The 22,753-nt window shown below is 60.2% G+C and carries 23 protein-coding genes and 2 pseudogenes; 13 read left to right on the top strand and 12 right to left on the bottom strand.

Translation table 11 applies throughout. From position 1 onward, the window contains the following. The coding region (locus AC5ZG5_RS32990; protein ID WP_496165489.1) for a LysR family transcriptional regulator substrate-binding protein at positions 1-426 on the top strand (426 nt) is incomplete at its 5' end. 392 nt (positions 427-818) lie between these two features. Beyond that, positions 819-1,220 (top strand): SPW repeat domain-containing protein, encoded by a 402-nt coding sequence (locus AC5ZG5_RS32985; protein WP_130226038.1) that lies wholly within the window; start codon positions 819-821, stop codon positions 1,218-1,220. Positions 1,221-1,490: 270 nt separating this feature from the next. Here AC5ZG5_RS32985 and AC5ZG5_RS32980 read toward each other — a convergent pair whose 3' ends face one another. Beyond that, on the bottom strand, positions 1,491-1,718 hold the full coding sequence (locus tag AC5ZG5_RS32980) for a hypothetical protein (protein WP_456646106.1): 228 nt from the start codon (positions 1,716-1,718) through the stop codon (positions 1,491-1,493). 126 nt (positions 1,719-1,844) lie between these two features. Between AC5ZG5_RS32980 and AC5ZG5_RS32975 the strand changes: the two genes are divergently transcribed. From AC5ZG5_RS32975 to AC5ZG5_RS32960, 4 genes are all read left to right on the top strand, one after another. After that, the gene (locus AC5ZG5_RS32975) at positions 1,845-2,414 is read left to right on the top strand and encodes a hypothetical protein (RefSeq protein WP_456646105.1); all 570 of its coding nucleotides are present in this window, start codon (positions 1,845-1,847) and stop codon (positions 2,412-2,414) included. Positions 2,415-2,762: 348 nt separating this feature from the next. Next, positions 2,763-4,400, top strand: a complete 1,638-nt coding sequence (locus tag AC5ZG5_RS32970; RefSeq protein WP_456646104.1) for a GMC family oxidoreductase — start codon at positions 2,763-2,765, stop codon at positions 4,398-4,400. Positions 4,401-4,413: 13 nt separating this feature from the next. Further along, a complete protein-coding gene (locus AC5ZG5_RS32965; protein WP_456646103.1) occupies positions 4,414-4,929 on the top strand; it encodes a Dps family protein in 516 nt (171 codons plus the stop codon). A gap of 168 nt (positions 4,930-5,097) precedes the next feature. After that, the gene (locus AC5ZG5_RS32960) at positions 5,098-6,336 is read left to right on the top strand and encodes a DUF3095 domain-containing protein (RefSeq protein WP_456646102.1); all 1,239 of its coding nucleotides are present in this window, start codon (positions 5,098-5,100) and stop codon (positions 6,334-6,336) included. A gap of 59 nt (positions 6,337-6,395) precedes the next feature. Here the strand turns inward: AC5ZG5_RS32960 and AC5ZG5_RS32955 are convergent, their stop codons facing one another. From AC5ZG5_RS32955 to AC5ZG5_RS32940, 4 genes are all read right to left on the bottom strand, one after another. Further along, positions 6,396-7,412: an AraC family transcriptional regulator gene (locus AC5ZG5_RS32955; protein ID WP_028167150.1), complete on the bottom strand. Its 1,017-nt coding sequence runs from the start codon at positions 7,410-7,412 to the stop codon at positions 6,396-6,398. A gap of 230 nt (positions 7,413-7,642) precedes the next feature. Continuing rightward, the gene (locus AC5ZG5_RS32950; RefSeq protein ID WP_456646101.1) at positions 7,643-9,850 is read right to left on the bottom strand and encodes a xanthine dehydrogenase family protein molybdopterin-binding subunit; all 2,208 of its coding nucleotides are present in this window, start codon (positions 9,848-9,850) and stop codon (positions 7,643-7,645) included. A gap of 3 nt (positions 9,851-9,853) precedes the next feature. Continuing rightward, positions 9,854-10,309, bottom strand: coding sequence for a (2Fe-2S)-binding protein (locus tag AC5ZG5_RS32945; protein ID WP_130226044.1), 456 nt, complete (start codon positions 10,307-10,309; stop codon positions 9,854-9,856). 354 nt (positions 10,310-10,663) lie between these two features. Next, on the bottom strand, positions 10,664-11,119 hold the full coding sequence (locus tag AC5ZG5_RS32940; protein WP_456646100.1) for a DUF3788 domain-containing protein: 456 nt from the start codon (positions 11,117-11,119) through the stop codon (positions 10,664-10,666). A 684-nt stretch (positions 11,120-11,803) separates the two neighbouring features. Between AC5ZG5_RS32940 and AC5ZG5_RS32935 the strand changes: the two genes are divergently transcribed. Together AC5ZG5_RS32935 and AC5ZG5_RS32930 are read left to right on the top strand one after the other, a co-directional pair. Continuing rightward, positions 11,804-11,959: a hypothetical protein gene (locus AC5ZG5_RS32935; protein WP_165435221.1), complete on the top strand. Its 156-nt coding sequence runs from the start codon at positions 11,804-11,806 to the stop codon at positions 11,957-11,959. 68 nt (positions 11,960-12,027) lie between these two features. After that, entirely contained in the window at positions 12,028-12,204 is a 177-nt protein-coding gene (locus tag AC5ZG5_RS32930; protein ID WP_130226047.1) for a hypothetical protein, read from the top strand. Here AC5ZG5_RS32930 and AC5ZG5_RS32925 read toward each other — a convergent pair. The 5 genes from AC5ZG5_RS32925 to AC5ZG5_RS32905 form a co-directional block, all read right to left on the bottom strand. Then, on the bottom strand, positions 12,188-12,466 hold the full coding sequence (locus AC5ZG5_RS32925) for a hypothetical protein (RefSeq protein ID WP_130226048.1): 279 nt from the start codon (positions 12,464-12,466) through the stop codon (positions 12,188-12,190). The two genes, AC5ZG5_RS32930 and AC5ZG5_RS32925, sit on opposite strands and share 17 nt — an antisense overlap. 547 nt (positions 12,467-13,013) lie before the next feature. Continuing rightward, on the bottom strand, positions 13,014-13,766 hold the full coding sequence (locus AC5ZG5_RS32920) for a class I SAM-dependent methyltransferase (RefSeq protein WP_165435222.1): 753 nt from the start codon (positions 13,764-13,766) through the stop codon (positions 13,014-13,016). 199 nt (positions 13,767-13,965) lie between these two features. Beyond that, complete coding sequence (locus AC5ZG5_RS32915; protein WP_456645873.1) at positions 13,966-14,754, bottom strand: ABC transporter ATP-binding protein; 789 nt, start codon at positions 14,752-14,754, stop codon at positions 13,966-13,968. Further along, the gene (locus tag AC5ZG5_RS32910; RefSeq protein ID WP_456645877.1) at positions 14,748-15,689 is read right to left on the bottom strand and encodes an ABC transporter permease; all 942 of its coding nucleotides are present in this window, start codon (positions 15,687-15,689) and stop codon (positions 14,748-14,750) included. Before AC5ZG5_RS32910 ends, AC5ZG5_RS32915 begins: the two co-directional genes overlap by 7 nt. Before the next feature lie 98 nt (positions 15,690-15,787). Beyond that, positions 15,788-16,918 carry an ABC transporter substrate-binding protein gene (locus AC5ZG5_RS32905; protein WP_456645872.1) on the bottom strand — a complete coding sequence of 377 codons (1,131 nt, stop codon included), beginning with the start codon at positions 16,916-16,918 and terminating at the stop codon, positions 15,788-15,790. Between the two features lie 489 nt (positions 16,919-17,407). Here AC5ZG5_RS32905 and AC5ZG5_RS32900 point away from each other — a divergent pair, with 489 nt between their 5' ends. Beyond that, complete coding sequence (locus tag AC5ZG5_RS32900; protein WP_130226050.1) at positions 17,408-17,737, top strand: hypothetical protein; 330 nt, start codon at positions 17,408-17,410, stop codon at positions 17,735-17,737. 227 nt (positions 17,738-17,964) lie between these two features. Here the strand turns inward: AC5ZG5_RS32900 and AC5ZG5_RS32895 are convergent, their stop codons facing one another. Then, positions 17,965-18,969, bottom strand: a complete 1,005-nt coding sequence (locus AC5ZG5_RS32895; protein ID WP_456645871.1) for an alpha/beta fold hydrolase — start codon at positions 18,967-18,969, stop codon at positions 17,965-17,967. A gap of 174 nt (positions 18,970-19,143) precedes the next feature. Here AC5ZG5_RS32895 and AC5ZG5_RS32890 point away from each other — a divergent pair. Then, positions 19,144-19,345 (top strand): annotated as a pseudogene (locus AC5ZG5_RS32890) (transposase); the annotation flags it as partial. 228 nt (positions 19,346-19,573) lie between these two features. Beyond that, a pseudogene (locus tag AC5ZG5_RS32885) lies at positions 19,574-19,990 on the top strand (FAD-dependent monooxygenase); the annotation flags it as partial. Positions 19,991-20,369: 379 nt separating this feature from the next. On the opposite strand, the gene AC5ZG5_RS32880 reads toward AC5ZG5_RS32885, so the two are convergent. Beyond that, positions 20,370-21,104, bottom strand: a complete 735-nt coding sequence (locus AC5ZG5_RS32880) for a GntR family transcriptional regulator (protein WP_130226053.1) — start codon at positions 21,102-21,104, stop codon at positions 20,370-20,372. Positions 21,105-21,368: 264 nt separating this feature from the next. Between AC5ZG5_RS32880 and AC5ZG5_RS32875 the strand changes: the two genes are divergently transcribed. Next, positions 21,369-22,022 carry a cysteine hydrolase family protein gene (locus AC5ZG5_RS32875; protein WP_456645870.1) on the top strand — a complete coding sequence of 218 codons (654 nt, stop codon included), beginning with the start codon at positions 21,369-21,371 and terminating at the stop codon, positions 22,020-22,022. Between the two features lie 9 nt (positions 22,023-22,031). Further along, positions 22,032-22,751, top strand: a complete 720-nt coding sequence (locus AC5ZG5_RS32870; protein ID WP_456645869.1) for a fumarylacetoacetate hydrolase family protein — start codon at positions 22,032-22,034, stop codon at positions 22,749-22,751. Positions 22,752-22,753: the final 2 nt, after the last annotated feature.

The following is a 22,753-nucleotide window of genomic DNA, read 5'->3' as shown; positions in this document are numbered from 1 at the left end:
ATCGACGACTGGTCGCTGTTCGAGGAGCGCTACGTCGCGGTTCTCGCGCCGACACACCGGCTCGCAAATCGTCCCTCAATCGGCATCGACGACCTCCGTGAGACCGTCTTGCTGGAACGCGCCGGCTGCGACGTCGCCCCGAAAATCCAGCAATCGTATTTCCCCGAGAAGCCGCCCCAACTCGGCCACTGCAGCGGTCACGACTTGCACCTGCAGCACATGGCCGCTGCTGGCTTCGGCGTGATACTCGCGCCCGAGCACATGCCGCGCCTTCCGACGCTCAAGACCATTCCGCTCGAAGGCGACCCACTTTCGCGCGAGGTGCGGCTCCTGGCTGTCCAGGGGCGTCGCTACTCGCCGGCGCTGGACGCTTTCGTCAAGGTCACGCGGCTTCGCGACTGGTCGGTCGTCGCTCGGACGGCGTGAAATCGTGGAATGCGTCCAGCGTCCGGGCAGAGCATGCGGCGCACGCGTTCACTGCGGCCGGTTCCGCCCAAATGCACTACGCATGAAGCGAACAATGCTGTCTTACCAAGCCTTCCCTGACCTCGACAGCCGGACACTGAAGCACCACCCTCGGACACTCGCAGTCGACGCGCCAAACTAACCCGCTTCCATGGCGTCGGGCGAGTGGAATGGAAACGATAACGACCGGGCATTTCTAATGGTTGGCGTGCCGGCGTACCCTTAGTGCTCGTCTAACCGGGTTGGCCTGTGACGGAGTGCCTGCCATCACAGGACGCGAAATCGCCCTCTTGGGTGCGTGCACTTTCCACGTCGCAAGGACCCGCTCGAGTAACCAAGCAGAGGAGTCTCCGATGTCGTTTCGCTTCATCACCAAGTCTATCCACGCCTACCTGATCGACTATCCTGTCGCGATCGTCTTGATCGCAGCTCCGTTCGTGCTGAAGCTCGGCCAAAGCGGACCACTTGCAGTGGAGCTTTCGGTTGTCGTCGGTGTGGCGGCGTTGCTCTTGGCCGCCCTGACCGACCATCCCACCGGGCTTGTCCGCATCATTCCCTACTGGCTGCACCTTTGGGTCGATCGCGCCGTCGGGGTGGTCTTTGTCATCGCACCGTTTGCCTTCAAATTCGCTGGGCTCGACGCCTGGTACTACTGGGTCCTCGCTGCGGCAGTCCTGCTCACGACGTCAGTCCTGAACGCGCCTGAGGAGCCGGTTGCGATGCGTCCGGAATTGAGCAGGCGCGCAGCTGGCTGAAAGCTGCGAAGGCGTCGTCGTGACGTCGCCAACGTTCGTCTGCAGCGGTCGGTCACTAACCGGCGCGCTTGGGCTGGGGCCGGGATCATTCTTGATAGCGCCGATGGTGGAGGGCTAATACGGCGCGAGCACTCGCCGGATCGGGCGGCTGATATTTAAGGGTTTAAGATGAACGCGTTTGCGCGGCCGCGGGACCGAAGCGCCGTGATTGGGCCACGCTTCGACTGTTCGGCGCTGGCTCCGGCGGCGGCGGCCATCTGCTACCCTTTTCTACTCCGCGCCTTCCATACCGTTGTTGGCACGCAGGACGCACTGCCTTCGCCTCTCGCAATTGTCGCCGCGACCTTCATCCTGGCCGTGGCGTTCGTCGTGCCGTTTCTCGCGCTCGCGCTCGCTTGCCGGTCCGACGCCGATCCAGGGGCGCGACGGCTCGCCTATGCCGGCGTAACGACCCCAACGCTCTTCGTTTTTCTTGGCGTCGTTCAGGTCCTGATTCATAGCCCCATCCCCGACGAACTCGTGTGGTGCCTGCTTTGGCTCGCAATCGCAATCTGGTCACGGACCGCCGGCAATCCAATCGCTGCGACGCGGCCGACCGTGGGGCGCTGGCGCATTGTCCACGGAATGACAGCAGCGGTCTTGTTTCTATACGTGGCGTTCCATCTAGCCAATCATTTGTTTGGGTTGATCGGCCCCGATGCACATGCGGCCGTCATGAAGGTCGGCCGCCTTATCTACCGCTCTGATGTGGGTGAACCGCTATTGGTCGCGGCCATGGTTTTCCAGATCGGCACCGGCCTGTTTCTGGCATGGCGTTGGAGTGCCGGCCCGCAGGGCTTTCATCGGACATTTCAGGTCGGCTCGGGGGCCTACCTCTCGCTTTACATCCTCGGGCATATGAACTCCGTTTTCATCTACGCTCGTAGCTTTCTCGGTATACCGACGGACTGGCATTTCGCGATCGGAGCCCCGACCGGGCTCACTCATGACGCATGGAATATCCGGCTGTTGCCTCATTACGCGCTCGGCGTCTTCTTTGTCCTAAGCCATCTTACGTCGGGATTGCGAATGGTGCTGATAGCGCATGGCGTCAATCGACGCACCGCAAATCGTATTTGGGGCGGCGGCGTCGCAATAAGCGCGGCTATCTCGGCCGCGATCATTGCGGGTATGTGCGGGGTTCGGATCGGATAGGCGACGTCGGCAGTGTCGGTCCCGATTCATCCGACGTGGCAGGAGCCGGTGTGACACGCGCACCGTTTATTCGCTTCGTTGAGCGCGAGAGCACGTCTCGCGAAACGCTGCGACGCTGCTCTGCTAAGTCACCGATGCCGGCGAGGCGAAGATCGCCAGGGTGACCTCGGGCAACGACAATAACGATCGTCTATCGACTCTATGGCGAGAGGTCATTTCCCTCGCCGGCGTCGCAACGTCACTCTCCAAAAGAGTGGTCCGATCAATCTCAGGGTCAGGAGCCGCGATGGCGCTGCGTCAGCGACGGGGCGTTGATTGAAGGATAACTATGAAAGAAAAACGACACTGATGTCCCGGGAAGCCTATGATATCGTCATTGTTGGTGCGGGCGCGGCCGGTTGCGTTGTCGCGAGTTATCTCGCCGAACACACCGATGCGTCGATCGCGCTGATCGAAGCGGGCGACATGGACCGCGATCCGTTTATCCACATTCCGGCCGGCTTCGCCAAACTGCTGGCCCACGACCGGCATGTCTGGAAATACGAGACGGTTCCCCAGCACGGTAGAAAGCGCGCATATCGCTCAGGCAAGGTACTCGGCGGCGGATCCTCGATCAATGCGATGTGCTACGTCCGTGGTCAGATACGCGACTTCTCTGCGTGGCAGGACGCGGTCGGCGACACCGGCAAATGGTCGTATCAAGATCTGCTTCCCGTCTTCATGGCGCAGGAAGACAACGACACCTTCCACGACGAGTATCACGGCATAAATGGTGGTCTGGCCGTCCAGTTGCCCAAGGGCATCAACAAGCTGAACCAATATTGCCTCAAGGCATTCCAGGAATATGGGGTTCCCTATAATCCCGACTATAACGGTAAGAGCCAGATCGGAGTCTCGCCGGTGCAGTCGACGGTCGGAGATCAGCGCCGATGCAGCGCGGTCGACGCTTATCTGCGTCCGCACCTCACCTCGGGCCGCGTAACACTTCTCACCGGCAAGACCGTTCTTCGCATCCTGATCGAGAACAATCGGGCTGTCGGCGTTGAGTTCATGGACACGAGCCTGAAGAGGATCACGGCCGGCGAAGTTGTGCTGTCGGCCGGCGCCGTCCATAGCCCGACGATCCTCATGCGCTCTGGCATCGGGCCAGCCGAGCAGCTGCGACAGCATGGTATCGCGGTGGTCGTCGATTCTCCGGAGGTGGGCGAAAATCTCCAGGACCACCCGATGGTACCGGTCCGTGTCTATGTAAAGGGCGATCTCGGCTATCAGGCTGCCGCGCAGGGCCTCGGCAGCGTGAAGGCGGGCTTGCGTTATCTCGTCACCAAGGATGGCCCGGCGTCGGGCAATGGCATCGAGACGGTGACACACTGGAATCCGTCCGATTTCACCGCCGAGCCTACGATCCAATGTTATCACGCTCCTATCGTCTTGTCCGAGCAACTCGGCCCGGCGGGCGACCGCTCGGGCATCACCTTCGAACTCGTGGTGCTTCAGCCCAAGAGCCGCGGCTGGGTGCGGTTGGCCGACAGCGACCCAACATCGATGCCCCTCATCAACCCGAACTTCATCGGCGAAGAGGAAGACTTAAGGGCTGCGGTGGAGGCAGTGCACGCGATCCGCAAGGTCATGGCCCAGGAGTCGTTGGCGCCGGTGATCGAGGAAGAGATGGATCCCGGCCCACACATCCAGTCGGATGCGGAGATCGGCGAATGGGTGAAGCGTGTCGTGACGACGATGTGGCACCCGGTCGGCACCTGCCGGATGGGCCAGGACGCGCGAGCGGTGGTCGACGCAAGGCTCAGGGTTCACGGGGTCGACGGCCTCCGGGTAGTCGATGCCTCGATCATGCCCAACATCACCAGCGGCAACACCAATGCCCCGACCCAGGCGCTTGCGCGCCATGCCGTGGCGATGCTGGTCGCGGACCTGAAGCGGAGCTCAGGAGCCCCGGCGCGGGCCAACGTGGCCCAGGTAGAGCCCTGAAGGAGGGATCAAAATGGATATAGAAGACGCGAGGAAGCGCCGCGAGGCGCCACTCGGCACGCCGAGCCATCTCGGCTCGAATGCCACCAGGGATATTTCGGCGGCGCTCACTGTGCTTCTGGCAGACGTGTTCGCGCTCTACGTCAAGACCAGGAACTTCCATTGGCACATATCAGGCCTGCATTTCCGGGATTATCACCTACTCCTTGATGTGCAGGCCGCGCAGATTTTTGCGATGACGGACGACATCGCGGAAAGAATTCGCAAGATTGGCGGCACAACGATTCGTTCGATCGGCCACATCGCCAGAGTGAAGCATATCGAGGACAATGATGCTGGCTTCGTCACGCCCGAAGACATGCTGGCCGAGCTGAAGGAAGATAATCTGGCGCTAAGCCAGCGCATGCGGCAGACCCACAACGTCTGCGACGAGCATGGCGATGTCTCCACGGCCAGCCTGATCGAAAACTGGATCGACGAGGCGGAAAGTCGCTCATGGTTCCTGTTCGAGGCGACCAGGAGAGCTTAGCCCCGAGCGCATGGCCACCCGTGAAGCTCGGGTGACTGCCTACGCTCCCGCAAAATCCCGTCGTGGGCTTTGACGTTAGGCTCGTTCGCGTGGTTTGGCCATTTTGGCGATCGCTGACTCTCAATGCGGCCCCACTCTGAACCCCGACGACGATCGAAGGGAGTGCAAATGATGGTGGATAGATCAGAGCCAGCCTTGGAAGCGGGTCTTTTCCAGATCAAGGTTGACCGAGAGGCCGAAGACGAGCGCTTCTATCAGGCGCTTGTGCCCTTCGGCTCTTTCGATGACGTCGTGCGGCGAGATCGGTATCGCCCTCTACCTGATGACTGGATCGTCGCTGTTACGGACGTCAGCCATTCGACCGAAGCTATTGAACAAGGACGGTACCGTGAGGTGAATACGGCCGGTGCGGCGGTTCTTGCTGCCGTCAGCAATGCACTACCCGACCTACAGTTTCCGTCCACGTTCGGAGGAGATGGCGCGAGCTTCGCCGCGCCCGGCGCCTATTCGTCCATCATCAGGGATACGTTGGCAAAAACCGCCGCCTGGGCTGAAGACGCATTGGGTCTCACGTTGCGCATTGCGGTCATTCCTGTCGCGGACATTCGCGCTCAGCACTTGGACGTCCTGGTAGCTCGCTTCGCGCCATCCTCGAACGTCACCTACGCGATGTTCGACGGTGGCGGACTTGCCTGGGCAGAGCGTAAACTCAAGCAAGGCGGCTACACCTTTCCGCGCGCGCCCATGGGAGTAACAGCTGACCTCACAGGTCTTTCGTGCCGATTTGCGCCGATCAGCGCCAAGAACGGCGTCATCTTTTCTCTTATCGTCGTTCCGCGCGATGATCCTACTTCGTTTGTAGAGTTCATACAGGAGCTCCTGCGGACGCTCCGTTCGAATGACTCCGGCCTACATCCATTGCCTGCCGAAGGCCCGATTCCCGCATGGGCCGGCGACGATCTTGATCATGCCATCCAGAAAGGCAGTCGAAAGAGTCCCTTTGCGGCTGGGGCTGCGAAGCGCTTGCACGCCATTCTTGCGTGGGTGGGCAGCCCACTAGGAGTTCCTGTTGGTAACTTTGATGAAACCGGGTTCCGACGAGAGCTTGTGGAGAACACAGATTACCGAAAATTCGATGACGGCCTGCGTATGACAGTGGACTGCTCATCTGAACTCGCTGACGTCGTAGACGCGCGGTTGGAAGAGGCTCAGCGACGAGGTGCATGCTTTTTTGGAACGCATCGACAGTTGGCCGCAAATCTTACGTACTTTGTGCCATCACCCATGCGAGCTAATCACGTGCACTTCGTTGACGGCGCGTCCGGGGGGTACGCCTTCGCCGCAGCCAACTTGAAGCGAAATGTTGCGAGCGGAGAAGCACCTGATTCTGAGCGCCGCTCTGCGTGAGGCAAAGCAGAGGGCGACGTCGCGGGCGGCAGCCCCTTCTTGCTTTGGGATCGCCGTTCTCAGTTATCCTTCTGGGCTTTACCCTCCTTGGCTATCCGCCGATAGTCGCTCGGATCCCGATTGTACGCCTTTCGAAAAGCTCGCACAAAACTTGAACGGCTCTCGTACCCCGCATTAAGAGCAACGACGTCGATCGACATCGTAGTCGTCGTCAAATCGATCGCAGCCTGGCGCATTCTCAAGTCTCGCAAGATGGCCATCGGGGATTGTCCAAAGATGTCCGAGAAACGCGCCATGAACGCCGAACGACTCAATCCTGCACTGTGTGCCAAGCTTTGAACTGAATGGGCGGCTCCCGGCCGCGCCACCATATCCGCAAAAGCACGGGTGACCTGTCTGTCGGCAAGTATCGAGAATCGTTCAGTCCACCGCTGGGATGACTTGAGGGACCGTCGCACCAACGAGACAACGATCTGCTTGAGCAGAGACGCTGTCATGGCCCCAACGCCGACCTCTTGCTGTAGCAACTCGTCCATAGCCTCGCGAAGCTTCAGATCGATCCTGTCCGCCGGCTCGAATTGCTCGATGACCGGTTCGCGGAGTTCTCCGAACAGCCTCACAGACCGACCAAAGGATGCGTTAAAAAAGCCGCATATCTGGACTATTTCGGGCTTCTCGTTCGGCACTGCGACGCGGAGGATGCCGTCTTGACGAGTCCAGCAGTCTCTCGAAATGAGCTTCGGTGGGCCACTTCCACCGTCAACCTCGATCATGAACGGAGTGTTTGGCGGCACGATGATGAGCAAATGAGGCCTCAAGGGTATCATCGGTCCGCGGTTGATCGATATGCGGCCCACGCCACTTAAGTTGTAGTGGATCCCGGGTACGTCAATCGTCCCAAATTCAACTCGATGGCCGCGCGGCACCAAAATCTCAGTCAGCGCGATGACATCAATGTCGAGCGCCTGCATCAAGTTGTTGAGGTCTGTTTTAGACAATTTGACAGTGGCGGCCGCGGGCGGCGAAACGTTCTGCCCGACGAGAGCCTGCTTTGGAACCGCTTTCGAAGTGTGCATGACTGGTGGCCCTTTACTGCCGGCTACCGCTACCGATAGTGCTCCGAAACCTGTTCTCCAAGCATTAGCGGGGCGTTGCCATGTTCGTACCACTGAACCTCGTTTCGTGCCATTAGACGAAATTTGGACCTGCGGAGAACGCGAATGTTCCAATAGTCGTTATGCTTCGGGGCTTTAGTTCCCGACTCTCATGCCGTACGCTACAACGCGCGCGGGATGACGGGCATGGACTAAGGCGACGACTTCAGGGAATTTGTATCGATCGGCAGGCTACGCACACGCTTGCCGGTCGCGGCGAAGATCGCGTTGGTTACTGCAGCACTGACAATGGCTGTCGGAGCTTCACCAACGCCACCCGGAGCCTCAGCGTTCTTGATCAAGTGTGTCTCCACCACCGGTACCTGGTCGATACGCATTGGCAGATAGCTGTCGAAATTGCTCTGCTCGACCCGTCCATCCTTGAAGGTGATTGACCCATGGAGCGCGGCGGTCAGGCCGAAAAGCGTTCCACCTTGAACCTGTGCTTCGATCGTATCTGGATTGACGTACATGCCGCAGTCAATCGCACAGACGATCCGCTTGACTTTGACAGAGCCATCGGCCGCCACTTCGACCTCGGCGACCTGCGACGTGTAACTTCCATATGCGAACTGTACCGAAATTCCGCGGCCATGCCGCGCGGGAAGGGGGGATCCCCACCCTGCTTTTTCTGCCGCGAGCGACAGAACAGCGAGCGCTCGCGGATTGTGGCCAAGCAATCCCTTGCGGTAAGCGAGGGGATCCTGTTTCGCGGCATGAGCGAGCTCATCCATGAAGCTTTCGACCACAAAAACGTTGTGAGTCGGTCCAACGCCGCGCCACCAAGACGTCCGGACACCAGGGGGCTCGATTCGGACAAAGTCGACGTGGATATTGGGCAGCGCATAGGGCGGCTCGGCCGCCGCTTCGACGGCGTCGGGGTCCAATCCGTCCTTGACGTAAGGGGGATAGTAGCGAGCCATGACTGAGGAGCCGGCGATCCGATGCGTCCAGGCAACCGGCTTGCCGGCCGCATCAAGTCCGGCCGACAGCCGATCGAGATAGTACGGCCGATACATGTCGTGCTGGATGTCTTCCTCGCGGCTCCAGATCACCTTCACCGGGCCATCGACGTGCTTGGCGATCTTGACGGCCAGCACCGTGCCGTCGGCCTCCAGCCTTCGTCCGAAGCCGCCGCCAATCAGATGATTATGAATTTTGATCGCATCCTTGGGCAGGCCGGTGAGTTCGACCACCAGAGACTGGGTGATCGTAGGCGCCTGTGTTCCGACCCAAATGTCGCAACGATCGTTCTGCAGATGAACGGTACAGTTCATCGGCTCCATCGCCGCATGGGCCAGGAAAGGCACCTGATAGACGGCGTCAACGCGTTGCGCTGCCTCCGCAAGGGCCTTCCCCGCATCGCCTTCGTTGCGGGCAACAACGCCCGGCTTTTTGGATTCCTCCTCCAATTGCTTGACGATATCGGCGTTGTTGACCTTGCCGTTCGGCCCGTCATCCCACGTGATGGCGGCAGCCTCGAGCCCCTTCTTCGCCGCACCCATGTGATCCGCGATCACGGCAACAGCTTCATCGACATTGACCACCTGCCGCACGCCCTTCACTGCCAACGCGGCGTTCTCGTTCACGGTTTTCGCTTTGCCACCGAGCACGGGCGAAATAGCAACCGTCGCAACCTTCATACCCGGTAATCGCGTATCGATACCGTAGAGCGCGCGCCCATCGACTTTTATCGATGAATCCACGCGCTTGGCGCGCGTTCCGATCAGGGTGAAATCCTTCGGATCCTTCAATCTGACGTTTGCTGCGGGCGGCACAGGCAATTTCGCCGCGGCGGTCGCAAGTTCGCCGTAGCTCAGATGCTTCGAACCTGATGCATCGAACACGACGCCATCGCTGGCGCGGCAAGTCGCCGGATCGACATTCCAGCGCTTTGCGGCTGCCGCAATCAGCAGATTACGACCCACTGCCCCTGCCTGACGGAGCGGCGTCCAGAAGGCGCGGACAGAGGCGGAACCACCTGTATTTTGAATACCTATGATCGAGTTGACGTAGAGTGCATGATTTGGCGGCGCATGCTGAACCTGAATCTGGTCAAGCTTCACTTCAAGTTCTTCAGCGAGAAGCATCGAGAGTGACGTGTAAACGCCCTGTCCCATCTCGATCATCGGAATGACCAGGGTTACGGCGCCAATCGGATTGATCCGTATAAACCCATTCGGGGCGAAAGTACCCGTGACCTCGTTTTCGGTTACTTGCGAAGCAGGCGCCGCGAACACGGGCGCCGTACGTGCACCGGTCAGAGCAAAACCGAGCAGCAAACCTGCGCCCTGAAAGAAGGTGCGCCGCGACATCGCCGTTTCACGTTCGATCCGGTTCGTTAGAATCAGCCTATCCATGGCTCAAACTCCCGCTGCTCGCTTGATCGCGGCCCGGATACGCTGGTAGGTACCGCAACGGCAGACATTTCCCGACATTGCTGAGTCGATATCCGCATCACTCGGCTTCGGAGTGTCTTTCAGCAATGCCACCGCCGACATGATCTGGCCAGATTGGCAGTAGCCGCACTGCACGACCTCCAGATCCGACCACGCCTTCTGCAAGGCCGCGCCTTGCGGCGTGCGCCCGATCGCCTCGATCGTGGTGACCGCGCCGTCGCCGATGCTATCGACCGACGTCTGGCAGGAGCGGACCGGTTGGCCGTCGATATGCACGGTGCAGGCGCCGCACAGTGCCTGGCCGCAACCAAACTTGGTCCCGGTCATGCCGAGCACATCGCGCAGCACCCACAGCAACGGGATGTCGCCGTCGACATCGATCTCATGGGGTGAGCCGTTGACCTCTAATGTGAAAGCCATGAATGCCTCTTGAGCGCGTAGGGAGTGAGCCATGAGCCAAGCAACGTCACTCATGAAATCCGCGAAAGCTCTACGCATTGTTCGCAACACGCGGCGAAGGTTTCCAATAGCCGGCATGTATAGTTTCCATAGCAACGGGGAATGCTCGCAAACCGGATAGCTAAGAAGGAAATTGACGACACTCCTGCCAGAGCATATTGATCGGTAGTTGGTGGGAAGCGAACTCTTCAAACGATAACGCATCGTGCAACGACGTTGCGAGATTTGACGGCAGGATGGCCGCTCGGCACCATCCGACAGAGTTTTTGCTGAATAACCAGCGTCGCGACTTGCCGCGAAACTTTCCGGCGACATTCAAGCGCGCGACGGTGGAGGGCGCTTCATGGTCAAAAGCTCCGTCACATCATGCCGATCATCTGCGGATGAGATCGCAACGGTCAGGAATTTCCCGTCCGGGTATATTTGGGCTTCATCGTAAAGCTTGACCAACTGCGAGCGCCAGACATAACGGCGCTCCTCAAACTTGTCTCGTTCTGCTCTCCCCAAGACCACCACGGCCGAAAACCTCCTGTATTCCGGCACGAAGGTGCAAAACGCTTTTGTTCTCTTGTAGCGTAGGGACCAGCCGCGCTTCTTGCCGCCATAGAGCCATTCCGGCGCGAAGACACCGGGGTAGAAGTCCTCGATCCAGTTCTGCAGAGAGGCCCAATGCTTGAACGCGCCCGGTCCGATCCAGTCGCGGACAGTGCTATCATCGGGCGATGCTGACTTGTCAGTGATCCTGTCACCGATCTGGGGGGACTGTTCCATGCCGCTTTCCTTCAATCACAATTTTTCACGACCGGTTCGGAAGACTTGGCGGCCGACCTTGATCTTGGGCGAAAGGTGTGTCGCCACGTGCCCAAGGTTCGAATCTGTGTTGCGCAAGTGCTGTCACGGACCTCTCTCCACCATTGGGCATAGGCGAGTTGCCCGTCAAAGCTGAAATCCGGCACGTGGATTTGCGGACACCGAATCTGGACGTCCGGTCCGTTCTTCGAGGACAGGACTGTGCTCGTTGGCTGACGTTTGAGGCTAGCAACGCCCCGGCGTTTGAGTTAACGCTCAGCGCTTGCGAAGGCGTCGGCATTTCCAGCGTAGTTCGCTTCCGGCTGGGTCTTAGTTGGCGAGCCCTGCGCTAGCTTGCTCCTACCGTGCTTCGAAGCATACCGGCGGTCCCCGCGCGCCCGAAACGACCTCGCGCACTTCTCGAACGGCCGATACCTACTTCACGGAAATTGCGAGCGGAGGAAGTTTGTGGGAGCGCCTGCCTCCAGGATTTGAACCTATGCAGCGACCTCGAACCGGCGACATAGCGTATGAACGGCGGCTTTTGACCAGCTACAAAGGCTCCACCTTGCGAGTTAAGCTGCTCTCCAGTAGGAAAACGGCGAAATAGTGGGTCTAGCGCTGTAGCGGACCCCCGCTACCAACGATCCCCCGGACATAGCACGAGTGGGAAATAAAGCCGGATTGCCGCAGAGCGCGGCGGGGCTTCCCTTGATGTCGATCCGCACACTGCGGTCATCCTCGGCGTTGGCCTTCGACGAGGTTACTTTCAAGGCCGCGCAGCGATCAAGCTCGATCGCCGCCGCGACGCCACGCCAGTGACCGCGCAAAAGGCGCGCCCCCAAGCGAGCTTTCTCGGGGCTCTCAAATGCGGATGCTGCGGCGGCGGCATGGCCTCCATCGGCAGCGATCGGAAAGGAGTTAGGCTGCAATGTTCGGCCCACCGGGAAAGTGGCTCTTGGTGCGCTCGATTATCGTCCTGGTTGACGCCACCTCATCATAGTGTTTGCCGGCGTCGCCTCGACATCGACAATGATCGCGTGCTCGACATCAATAAGGATTGCTGAGCCCGTATCCGAACTGCACGCGCTTGTTGGCTTTTGCCGTCCACGCCGACGACGGATCGGACGGCGAGATCATCTTTGGCAGCTTGCGATCGGGCGCTGCGGTCGGCTTCCCGTTAGAACCGCCATCGCGCCTGCCCACGACTTCCTGGACCCGCGTCTCGGCCTCAAGTCCGGCAAGATACTCGGCCCACGGTACGCTTCTGACGTTGTGCGTCGGTCCAGTCCAGCTCGGTTTGCGCTTTGCTGTGATAGCTGCTGGCATTGGCTTCCATCACGCTCGCACCCCACCGCGAACCCCGCCTTGCTTCGTGACGTGAGCGCGACCCATGAAAATGAATTCACTCGCCGGCCACGAACCCAAATATCCCGAAGGCGAGCCCCCTGGGGCATTCGCCTGATATTGGCAAGCGCTGCATGAACAACAATCACTGAGGCAGACCTCGGCCGCCTGCATCGATAACGATGGCGCGCCCGACAGTCTCGCCTCCAAGCAGACCTCCCGACACCCTACTCCTCTCAAGGTGAGGACCGGACGTAAAACTGCTTGTCCTCTGAAGGGTCAGGTTCTGCAACTCGACCGCGAAGCGGAGGGGGAGCTGCGCCATTTAGAGTTCTATAAGCAGCCACGCTAGAGTCAGCCGGCGGTTAAGCGTTGCGACGTCCGCTCTTGAAGGGAACGTCGATACCGAGCGTGTGATTCGCGACTTCCGTGTTTGGACCCTGAGCTGACCTCGTCACAATTCGGAAAGCCGCGGCGCGTTTGGGTGAACGATTTCGGGTTCACGGAAGAGACGGCTCTGCCCCTCGGGCTAGGGAACGATGCGCCGGCAGGCCCCCGCGATGTTTGCAAACGACCTCGGGCCATCGGGCTGGCCGGCCTCGTAGGCATCGCGCACGGCGGCGTCGGTGCGCGCTCGCTCCGCAGCGTCGAGCGCTGCCACATACTTCCCGAGCGGCCCTTCGCCAGCGGCAATCGGCGCCCAATAGTCGGCAAAGCTTTTGTAGTCCATGCGGATCATCAGCTCCATTTCCGCAATGTCCACGAGACCCTGTTCGGCAAACGTCCGTCTCAGTTCGCCGGGCTGCATCATCGCTTGAAAGCAATAGCGACTGCGCAGCTGGCGCCCGCTTTCACCGAGTGCCGCCACCGTATCGACCATCATGCGCATGCCGGGCATGCCGCCGAGATGATCCCACACCGCTGCCGCGACCACGCCGCCCGACCGAACGGCGCGGCGCATCTCGGCTACTGCCTTGCCGGCTTCGGGAACGAAGTGGAGCACGAAAAGCGCCAAAGCGCGGTCGAACGTGCCGCCCTCGAAGGGCAGGGCGCAGGCATCCGCCTGTCGGACTTTTATTCGCGGGTTTGTGTCGCGCCGGATCACCTCCTCGACAAAGACTGGTGAATAGTCGACCGCGGCAATCTCTGCGAGATCGGCTGCTTTGGCTAGCGCGAATGTCAAGCTCCCGGTGCCGCAGCCGACGTCGAGAACCCTTTCGCCGTCGGCAACTCCTGTGAAGTCGATGAATGGCCGCGCCGGTCTCCGGCTCCAGCGGCCCATGAGCTACTCATAGCCCGCGGCGTTGTGAACGCTGAATTCCGAGGTCATCGAAGTCTCCGTGCGCTTCCCAGATTTTTAGACCTCGTCTGCATGGCTACCAAGCCGCTAAAGCAATCGCATTGCAATCGCGGCGAATACGCCGTGTGGCTGCTCTATGATATGTATGAGAAGATCTGCCACGGCGAGCTCCTTTCGACGGCTACCATGCCTCATCGAGGCCGAGATGCTCGAACACCTCGCGACGAAGCTCAACAAAGTGCGGATCGCCCCGGTGGCGAGGATAGGGTTGGCTGTTGACGACTTCGGCCTTGATCCGTGCCGGTCGCTCGCTCAGCACGATGATACGGCCGGCGAGCAAGAGCGCCTCCTCGACATCGTGCGTGACCAGCAGCGCCGTGAAGTTCGAGCGCTGCCAAAGTGATACGAGTTCCGCCTGCATCGCGATGCGAGTCAGCGAGTCGAGCTGGCCCAAAGGTTCGTCGAGAATGAGCAGCTTCGGGTCGTTGACAAGCGCACGCGCCAGAGCCGCGCGTTGCGCCATGCCGCCGGAAAGCTGGTGCGGGTAGGCATTGGCGAAGCCCGTGAGCCCCACCAGGCGCAACGCGTCCTCGATACGTCCGCGATGGGTGCGCAGCAGCCCGCGGGCTTCCAGACCGAGCGCAACGTTGCTCCACACCGTCCGCCATGGATAAAGCGTGGGGTCTTGAAAAACGACGACGCGCGACGGATCGGGTGCTTCGATCTCGCTTCCCTCCGTTAGCAGGGAGCCGGCTGTTGGAGTGTCGAGCCCCGCGACCAGCCGCAGCAGGGTCGATTTTCCGCACCCACTCGGTCCCAGGAGAGCGACGAATTCGCCGCGGCGGACCTGCATGCTGATGCGGTCCAATACCGGCAAGGGCTGCCCTTCGAGATCGAAGCTATGGCTAACTTCGCGGAGCGTTAGGGTCGATCCACGGACCGCGCAATCGCTTGCGATTGCCGCTACCATCGCACGACACCTTTCTGCCAGGATAGCAGGCGGTCCCGCAAGCGGAACAGCAGCGTGATCAGCCCGGAGCACAAGAACGCCATGAGCAGCAGCGCGGCGTACATATTGGCGTAGGCCGCCCAACCCTGCGCCCATTGCAGATACCAGCCGAGCCCGGCCTTCACGCCCAGCATCTCGGCTACGACAAGAACCGCAAACGAGTTGCCGAGACCCATGAACAGGCCAACAAAGACATGCGGCATTGCCGCCGGAATGGCAACCTTGAGCACGAGGAAGCGCTGGGTTGCTCCCAATGTCCGCGCAATGTCGTAATAGGCGCTCTTCACGCAGGCGACGCCCGACCAGGTGAGCACGGTGACCGGAAACCCGGTGGCGAGCGCGATCAGGAAAATGCTGGCGCTGAAGCTCGACGGGAAAATGAAAAATGCGAGCGGCAGCCAAGCTGTCGCGGGCAGCGGCCCGATGAACCGCAAAACTGGGTGGATCCAATAACCGGCGAGCCGCGACCAGCCGATCGCGACACCGGTTACGAACCCCACCGCCGCACCGAGAAAATAACCGGTCGCGAGCAGACGCGCTGAGGCGAAGATACCTTCAGCCAGCCGCCCCCAATCATCGATTGCGACTTCGACAATGGCCTGCGGCGGCGGAAAAAACGGCAACGGCAGCAATCCAAGCTTTGCTGTGACGGCCTCCCATGCAGCCAAAAACAGCGCGAGGGCGAGCAGCCACGGAGAAAGCCGCTGGAGACGCTGAAACGCAACGAAACGAACGCCGGCAAAGGCCGCCAAGGCAAGGGCAAGGGCCAATGCGCCGCAGGCAAGGGCGAAGCCCCCCGTATACGCCCAATCGCTCTCGGGCTTATCTGGCCAGAACGCAGTGAGCGCGGCGACCATCAACCATGCGACGGCAACAGACAGTCCGCCGATCAACAACCGAGTGGTCGAACTTTCAAAAAAGCCGAAACCCGATTTCTCTGATGGCCTCGGCACTTCATCGATGACCGAGCTCACTGCGGATCTTCCCAATCGGCTCAGCTTAGAACGTCAAGATAAATCCGGTCGGCGAACTTGGCCGGGTCAGTGCTTCGCTTGATGACGTTCACTGCCCTGAGTTCATCAGTGTAGAGTAGAAGTTGTTTCTTGAGCTCCGCCCCGACGGGATGCCTGTGGTGTGTATGGCTACGATACATAGTGGCGAGATCCTCTACGGACCCTCTCCCGCCGTAGCCCGAATAGATTGCTGCGGCATCGGCGGGATCGCTGGCAACTCGATCTGCCGCTTCCAGTATCGATCGTGTCAGAGCGGCCGCCACCGGCATTTCGCTTCGGGTGAGGCTGCCACGTATCGCGAGAACGCAGCAGGTGCGGTCGGCGAATTCACCCGTCAAGTTCGTCGCGATCTCGTTAAGTTTGCCTTCCTTGAGCCAGAGGTAGGGCAGCGGATCTATCTCGGCCAGCGCCTGCACTTCGCCCTTATCGACGGCAAGCGCGAGCAGATTGGCCGGGTACTGGCGCCACTCTACTTCTTGGGCCGGATCGATGCCCTTCTTGGCGAGGTAGATCGAAAAGAAGTTCTTCGCGGGGCTCGCTTGATCGCTAATCGCGATAGCCTTGCCGCGCAGGGATTCCAGGCTGTCAATATTCGCAGCCTTGGAGCCGAGGAGCCGGATGCAGCCGCCGTGCACACCCGAGGTGATCCGAACGTCAAAACCTTGCTCCAGCGGTTTGAGCCAGCGCAGGGCCAACCCCAAACCGGCATCCGCCTTGCCAGTTGCAATCGCCTCCAACAACTGGTCGGTCGAACCGCCGAAATTGACGAAATCGACATCGAGGTTGTGCTTGGCGAAGATACCCCGTTCCTTTGCGACTGGCGCAGCGACCGTGCATGCCGCGTTCGCGTTCCAGGCGAGTTTTAGTTGACGGGGTGGGCCTTGCAGCTCTTCGCTGTTCGCTGCGGTGCGGCAAATAAGGGGCTCGCCAGGAATATAAGTCAGCGATCCTGTCCCGGATGCCGTCAGCGCGCGAGCCGCTCCGAACATTCCAAACGGCGCCGCGGCGCCGAGGGTGCAAACCAACGTCAGCGCCGAGCGGCGAGAGAAGGCGCCCCGCTTCGCTTTAGTCAGACCTTTCGTTAAGCCGTTGCCAATTTCGCGCTTTTCCATGTGTCACTCCCAAACTCGCGTGTGAATGGAATAGAACCGGGCGGCGCTTTGCGGTGGCCTTAGCTCACCTCTCCGCGGGCATCATCGGAGCCCGTCTGCTACACAGGTGTGAAGACGGTCACATTAACGCAAAAAATTGGAAGGAGATAGCGGCGCGGCTATTAAGGCTCTTGTCAATCGTGTTGACCTACTCACTCGCGATTTGGTCGCGATCGGCGCGAGTAGATGATCAATATTTCGGTCGAGCGCACGCTCCAGCATGGAGCTTGCGTTGCGCGAATTGAGCGACGCCTACATCGAGATCATGCAGGATAAGGCTGAACCTCTAGCGCGAAGTCCAGCATGCTATGGAATAGTTGGCTTGTTGCAGCACAACGGAAGCTACTGGTTGGGCTTTGCGCCTTTGACCCATGTTGGCTTCCCGCTTCACTTGCTTGATCCCGGGAGTGCCATCAATGTTGGGCCGGGGCATACCTACGTGGAGGTCGCATGATTACCGCTGTTGTACGATACAAACTGCCGCCGCAGATCGACTGCGCCGCGTGCCGCGAGCACTTCCACAAGATCGCACCCGGCTTCCGCGACGTGACGGGGCTGATCAGCAAGCACTTTATCTGGACCGAAAGCGGCTGGGCGGGCGGCGTGTACCAGTGGGAGCGCATCGAGGACGCCAAGGCGTTCTACACCGGACCGTGGCTCGAGGGCATCATCCAGCGCTACGGCATGAAGCCGGAGATCGATTTCTACGAGGTCTTTGCGGTGACCGACAACACTCACGGCAAGATTGAGCTGTTCAAGGAGACCGTTCCCTCCAAATGACCCTGAGAAGATCTCGCTCATATGCGGCCTAGGGTCCGTGCTCAATAAGGATTGAACCAATCAGCTCAGGACCGAGCTAGTCCGCATTAGAGCGCGATGACTTTTCTTCGTATCGTCATCCCGCTCTATGTTTTTGTTGGAGCATGATCCCTCGGGCGGAGCCCGAGGGCATGCTCTTCGGAAAACCGCCACACACTTTGCACTAACTCGGTCCGGATCATGCTCCGTCATCCGTGATCCGGCAGCGATTTAAGAAATTCCAAGAGCGCGGCGTTGACCTCTTCAGGCCGCTCCTGTTGGGTCCAATGGCCGCAGCCTGCCAGCATCTTGATGCCGCGCAAACCGGGAACGAGGTTTTGGAGATTGGCGAGCACCTGTTCCGTGCCGGGAAAGGAAATCACCAGGTCGTGATCGCCGGCCATAAATAACGCTGGCACCGACACCCGCAGGCCCGCCATCGCGCCAAGCAGCTCCCAATTTCGATCGATGTTGCGATAATAGTTCAGGCCTCCGCGGAAGCCGGTTCGCCTGAATTCCTCTCCATAAAAGTCGATATCCTTTTCGGTGATCCAAGACGGCAATACTGCCGGTGCGCTGGAACCTCGCAAGGATTCACCGCCGTTCGGGACCATAGCGAAATTTTCTGACGACCCGCCGCTTGCCTGAGCGGCTCGTGCGAGCGCCACACCATGGCCCGACCCAGCAAACAGCAGGTTGCGTAAAGTGGTCCGCGGATCGCGCCCGAACTCCGCTTCGGCGAGTCCTGGCTCCTGGAAGTAAAGCATGTAGAACCGCGCGTTTTCCGTGCGCGGCATGAGCGCGGTTCGAAGCGACATGCCCCGTGGATAGAACGGGACGCTCATGGCCGCCACAGCCCTGAAGCGGTCAGGCCGCAGCAGCGCCGCCTGCCAAGCGACGATCGCCCCCCAGTCGTGACCGACAATTACCGCCTTCTCTGCCCCGAGAGCGTCGAGAACGCCGACCATATCGCCGACGAGATGAAACAGCGTGTATTTGTCGATCGCCTTGGGCGCGTCGCTCTTGCCATAGCCGCGCATATCCGGGGCTACGGCGTGGAAGCCGGCTGCGGCAAGGGCGCCCAATTGATGTCGCCACGAGTACCAGGATTCGGGCCAGCCATGGGCCAGCAATGCGACCGGTCCGTCGCCCTGCTCAGCGATATTGAGGTGGATACCCTTACTTTCGATAATTCGTTGCTTCGGCTCGCTCATCTTTCTCTCTTGCTCGATTGTGACTGCAGAGGCTTCTGCCGACAGCAAGTCGAACAAGCGAAAGCCGGAACGACATCTTCAGGATAAATTAATTACGTTTTGGGCGCGCCGGAGCTCAGGATTCTCAGGCGGCCTCAATCGTGATTCAAGGTCTTCCGATTCGAGCAGGCCTTGATGCGCAAGCAACTTTACTGGTTGAGCGACGCGGAGTGGAAGCGCCTTGAGCCCCTGTTGCCGCGAGGACGGCGTGGTGCGCACCGGGTGTACGACCGACGGGTGATCAGCGGGATCGTGCATATGCTGCGGCCGGGAGCGCGCTGGCGGGATTGTCCGCCGGAATACGGTCCCTACACGACGATTTACAATCGCTTCAACGGCGGGAGCCGACAGGGTCTCTGGTTCGAGTCAGTCGAGACTTTAACTGGCAAGACCGGCATCGTCGGATCGTCGCCATCGACAGTTTCCCACATCAAAGCGCACCGCTCCGCCGCCGGCGAAAAATGGGGTGCTGGAGCAGGCGACCCGCACCCGGCTGGATCAGCTCACGGAATATTTCACAGCCATGCCGTGATCGACCGCGTCGACGCCGCGCACCGCGCGTACATTCCGCTCGACCGGCCTGCACCGGCTGCTCGAGCGTTATCCCGGCAAGTCGTTCTACAACGTGCTGCATCCGGAACTTGACGGCTACTGGAAATTCTTCGGCCGCGTGGATCTCGGCACCACGTGGTTCTTCCATGCGCCCGTTCCCGCCGACACCACGCGCGACAATTTCGACTTCCGCCGCCTCCTGCACGAGGCCGCCGGTGCGGAGTTCGAGATCGAGTTCAATCATATCGGCTTTTGGGACCTACGCTTTGCGCGGGCCGACAGTTATCGCGCGGGCCGTGTCTTCATCGCAGGGGACGCCGGCGCACAGCCACCCCCTTACGGCGGCTATGGGATCAACAGCGGGCTGGAGGATGCCGTCAACCTGTCCTGGAAGCTCGCGGCCACCCTGCAGGGCTGGGAAGATGAAGGAGCTGCCGGTCAACGATTTCATGACGAAGGACGGAACCATTCGTGATGATGGGCGCGTGATCAGGAACATGTACCTTCTTGCGACCAAAGATCCTTCCGAATCCAAGGGCGAGTGGGATCCTATGAAAGTCGTTACAACAATGCCCGGCAAGGACGCGTTTCGGCCGTTGGCAGATAGCGAGTGCCCTTTGGTTCAGCGAAAACAATAGCTCGAGAGCTGTCGTGCGCTCCGCTTCGTCCCATACAACGGAACCTGTTGACTCTGAAATGCGCGTAGCACTTCGCTAGCCGAAAGGAGACGGCTTCCTGCCGGAGGATTTCTTGGAGGGCTGTGGTGTCGCTCGGCAATCGAAAATCGAAGAGATGGCGCCATACTGATGCTAGCGGCGGAGTCGCCGCGCCGTCTTCTTGGCTGCTTGAACTGCAGCCGGAGAGGCGAGGGACCTTATCAGAGACGACTTCACGCTGGCCACATGGTCTCGCATCAGCATCTCGGCGCGCCAGGGCTCGCGCCCGACGATGGCCTCGAAGATGCGATGGTGATCTTCGTGCCGGCGGCGAACGTCGACTTCTTCAAACGCCACGACATTGCGTGGCGACGAGACCGGCACTTGTTGACACAGATAGACCATGTCATTGAGGAGCCTCGAACCGGCAGACGAATGGATCGTGACGTGGAAACATGCATTGATCCGGCTGTACTCGGATCGGTGCTCGTCGGTGATGTGCCCATTGCGAAGCAAATCATCGCCGTCCCGGAGCGCCTGTTGTAGGGTCGCGATCTCGCCGACGTTCAGCCCGCGCTCGGCGCTGAGCCGTGCCGCAAGCCCTTCGAGCACGGCGCGAACTTCATAGGCGCTGATCACCTCGTCGATTGAGAATTCCCGCAAGGTGTAGCCGCGATTAGGGGTGTAATCGAGCAGGCCCTCGGATGCGAGCTTCTGAAGCGCCGCGCGGACGGGTGTGCGTGACACGCCCAGCAGAGTCGTTAGCTTGATTTCATGCAGGCGTTCGCCCGGTTCGAATTCGCCGGCCAGGATGGCGGCGCGAACTGCCTCGAGCACGGATTCGAACCGCGTGGAGAATGACGTTTCTGGGGCTGGCAGGGCGGCCATGCGAAAAGGGTCCGAAACTTGTTTGTACACAATCTAGCGAAACGTCAGTGCCGTTCAAGCGCCGTCTGGCGTCACGTATGAACGTGATCTTGTGCATGGCTTGCGCATTTCCAAGCCGGATTGAATATGGATTGGCCGTGCTCCGCACAGAATCCAAGCACGAAATGTATACATTATCTTTGACTCGCCGCCAGAATGTATTGCAGAGTGAGGGCAGGCGGGTTTGTCTCCTGCCCAACAATCCGGATGCCAAGGAAGCGGCACATGAATCTCGGCGTCGACCAACCCAAGGCTGCGATCATCGCGATCGATTTGCACCGCGGTCATCTGGATATGAACGTCGCGACCATGCCGACATCGCCGGAGGTTGCGCAGCGGGTGATCGCGGCCAACAAGCGCCTGTTCGATTGGGCGCGTAGCGCCAAGATCCCGGTCATCCATCTGCTTACGCAGTATCGCGATGTCGCTGAAATCGCCTCCAATCCGTTGTGGCGAACGCGCGCCGAGGATCCCAAGGCGACGCGCAAGAATGTGCTGCGGCATAATATCGCCGGGATGCCGGGTGTTGCCATCATCCCCGACCTCTATGACAGCGAACGGGACCTCGTTGTCGACACGAAGAAGCGCTACGATTGCTTCCTCGGCACCGATCTCGATTTCACGCTGCGCGCGCACGGCGTCAACACGCTGCTGGTCACGGGCGTCAACACCAACTCCTGTGTGCTCGCGACGACGACTGCAGCCAATGTGCGCGATTATGCCGTGATCGTCGTGAAAGATTGCGTCGAGACCATGGACGGTCCGGCGCTGCATGAGGCGGGCCTGCTCTGCGTCCGCACCGCGTTTGGTTTCGTGCTAGACACCAGTGAAATCCAACAACTCAGCCTCTTCAGCCCGGTCGCCAAAAGCGCCGCTTAGGAATCCGCGATGACGTCGTCTGCGTATGCTCCGGATCTTCCAGTTCCCGTCGTCGCAGCGGCTTCGCTGCCAATTGCAGGGTCGTCGCAGCGCTTTCCGGTACGCCGGATCTATTGCGTCGGACGGAATTATGTCGAGCATATCCGCGAAATGAAGGAAGGCGACGAGCGCGATCCGCCTTTCTTCTTCCAGAAGCCGGCGGACGCACTCGTTGAAGACGGAGCTGTCGTGCCCTATCCGGCCGATACGGAGGATTTTCAGTTCGAGATCGAACTCGTGGTCGCGCTCGGCGCCGGCGGCTGCAACCTGTCGCGCAACAGCGCGCTGGCGAGCGTTTATGGTTACGCGGTGGGCATCGACCTCACGCGCCGCGACCGACAGCGCGAGATGCGAGCGAAGATGCTGCCATGGGAACGGGGGAAATCGTTCGACGCATCGGCTCCCTGCGGCGCCATTCACGGCGTTGCCGAGGTGGGGCATCCCGCACGCGGCGCCATTACGATCGACGTCAACGGGCGCGAACGGCAGCGCGGCGATCTTTCGCAGATGATCTGGAAAGTGCCTGAGATCATCGCCAACCTGTCGTCGTCCTATCGCCTCGCGCCTGGTGACCTCGTGATGACGGGCACCCCCGCGGGCGTCGGGCCTCTATTGCCCGGCGATCAGGTCACCGGAGCGATCGAGGGCGTTGGCAGAATTGCCATCACCATTGGAGCGCGCGAAACGTGAAC

Source organism: Bradyrhizobium sp. Ses1 (assembly GCF_059512365.1).
Note: the sequence above shows the minus strand (reverse complement) of the source record. Positions and strands in the feature narration are given on the sequence as shown.

What these genes read in the sequence shown, in the direction of transcription:
- AC5ZG5_RS32965 (WP_456646103.1), top strand. Translation starts at nt 4,414, where the DNA reads ATGGATATAGAAGACGCGAGGAAGCGCCGCGAGGCGCCACTCGGCACG.
- AC5ZG5_RS32880 (WP_130226053.1), bottom strand. Translation starts at nt 21,104, where the DNA reads ATGGCCGCCCTGCCAGCCCCAGAAACGTCATTCTCCACGCGGTTCGAA.
- AC5ZG5_RS32970 (WP_456646104.1), top strand. Translation starts at nt 2,763, where the DNA reads ATGTCCCGGGAAGCCTATGATATCGTCATTGTTGGTGCGGGCGCGGCC.
- AC5ZG5_RS32920 (WP_165435222.1), bottom strand. Translation starts at nt 13,766, where the DNA reads ATGGGCCGCTGGAGCCGGAGACCGGCGCGGCCATTCATCGACTTCACA.
- AC5ZG5_RS32870 (WP_456645869.1), top strand. Translation starts at nt 22,032, where the DNA reads ATGACGTCGTCTGCGTATGCTCCGGATCTTCCAGTTCCCGTCGTCGCA.
- AC5ZG5_RS32925 (WP_130226048.1), bottom strand. Translation starts at nt 12,466, where the DNA reads ATGCCAGCAGCTATCACAGCAAAGCGCAAACCGAGCTGGACTGGACCG.
- AC5ZG5_RS32960 (WP_456646102.1), top strand. Translation starts at nt 5,098, where the DNA reads ATGATGGTGGATAGATCAGAGCCAGCCTTGGAAGCGGGTCTTTTCCAG.
- AC5ZG5_RS32945 (WP_130226044.1), bottom strand. Translation starts at nt 10,309, where the DNA reads ATGGCTTTCACATTAGAGGTCAACGGCTCACCCCATGAGATCGATGTC.
- AC5ZG5_RS32950 (WP_456646101.1), bottom strand. Translation starts at nt 9,850, where the DNA reads ATGGATAGGCTGATTCTAACGAACCGGATCGAACGTGAAACGGCGATG.
- AC5ZG5_RS32985 (WP_130226038.1), top strand. Translation starts at nt 819, where the DNA reads ATGTCGTTTCGCTTCATCACCAAGTCTATCCACGCCTACCTGATCGAC.
- AC5ZG5_RS32915 (WP_456645873.1), bottom strand. Translation starts at nt 14,754, where the DNA reads ATGGTAGCGGCAATCGCAAGCGATTGCGCGGTCCGTGGATCGACCCTA.
- AC5ZG5_RS32975 (WP_456646105.1), top strand. Translation starts at nt 1,845, where the DNA reads ATGACAGCAGCGGTCTTGTTTCTATACGTGGCGTTCCATCTAGCCAAT.
- AC5ZG5_RS32980 (WP_456646106.1), bottom strand. Translation starts at nt 1,718, where the DNA reads ATGAATCAGGACCTGAACGACGCCAAGAAAAACGAAGAGCGTTGGGGT.
- AC5ZG5_RS32895 (WP_456645871.1), bottom strand. Translation starts at nt 18,969, where the DNA reads ATGAGCGAGCCGAAGCAACGAATTATCGAAAGTAAGGGTATCCACCTC.
- AC5ZG5_RS32875 (WP_456645870.1), top strand. Translation starts at nt 21,369, where the DNA reads ATGAATCTCGGCGTCGACCAACCCAAGGCTGCGATCATCGCGATCGAT.
- AC5ZG5_RS32905 (WP_456645872.1), bottom strand. Translation starts at nt 16,918, where the DNA reads ATGGAAAAGCGCGAAATTGGCAACGGCTTAACGAAAGGTCTGACTAAA.
- AC5ZG5_RS32955 (WP_028167150.1), bottom strand. Translation starts at nt 7,412, where the DNA reads ATGCACACTTCGAAAGCGGTTCCAAAGCAGGCTCTCGTCGGGCAGAAC.
- AC5ZG5_RS32930 (WP_130226047.1), top strand. Translation starts at nt 12,028, where the DNA reads ATGGCCTCCATCGGCAGCGATCGGAAAGGAGTTAGGCTGCAATGTTCG.
- AC5ZG5_RS32900 (WP_130226050.1), top strand. Translation starts at nt 17,408, where the DNA reads ATGATTACCGCTGTTGTACGATACAAACTGCCGCCGCAGATCGACTGC.
- AC5ZG5_RS32940 (WP_456646100.1), bottom strand. Translation starts at nt 11,119, where the DNA reads ATGGAACAGTCCCCCCAGATCGGTGACAGGATCACTGACAAGTCAGCA.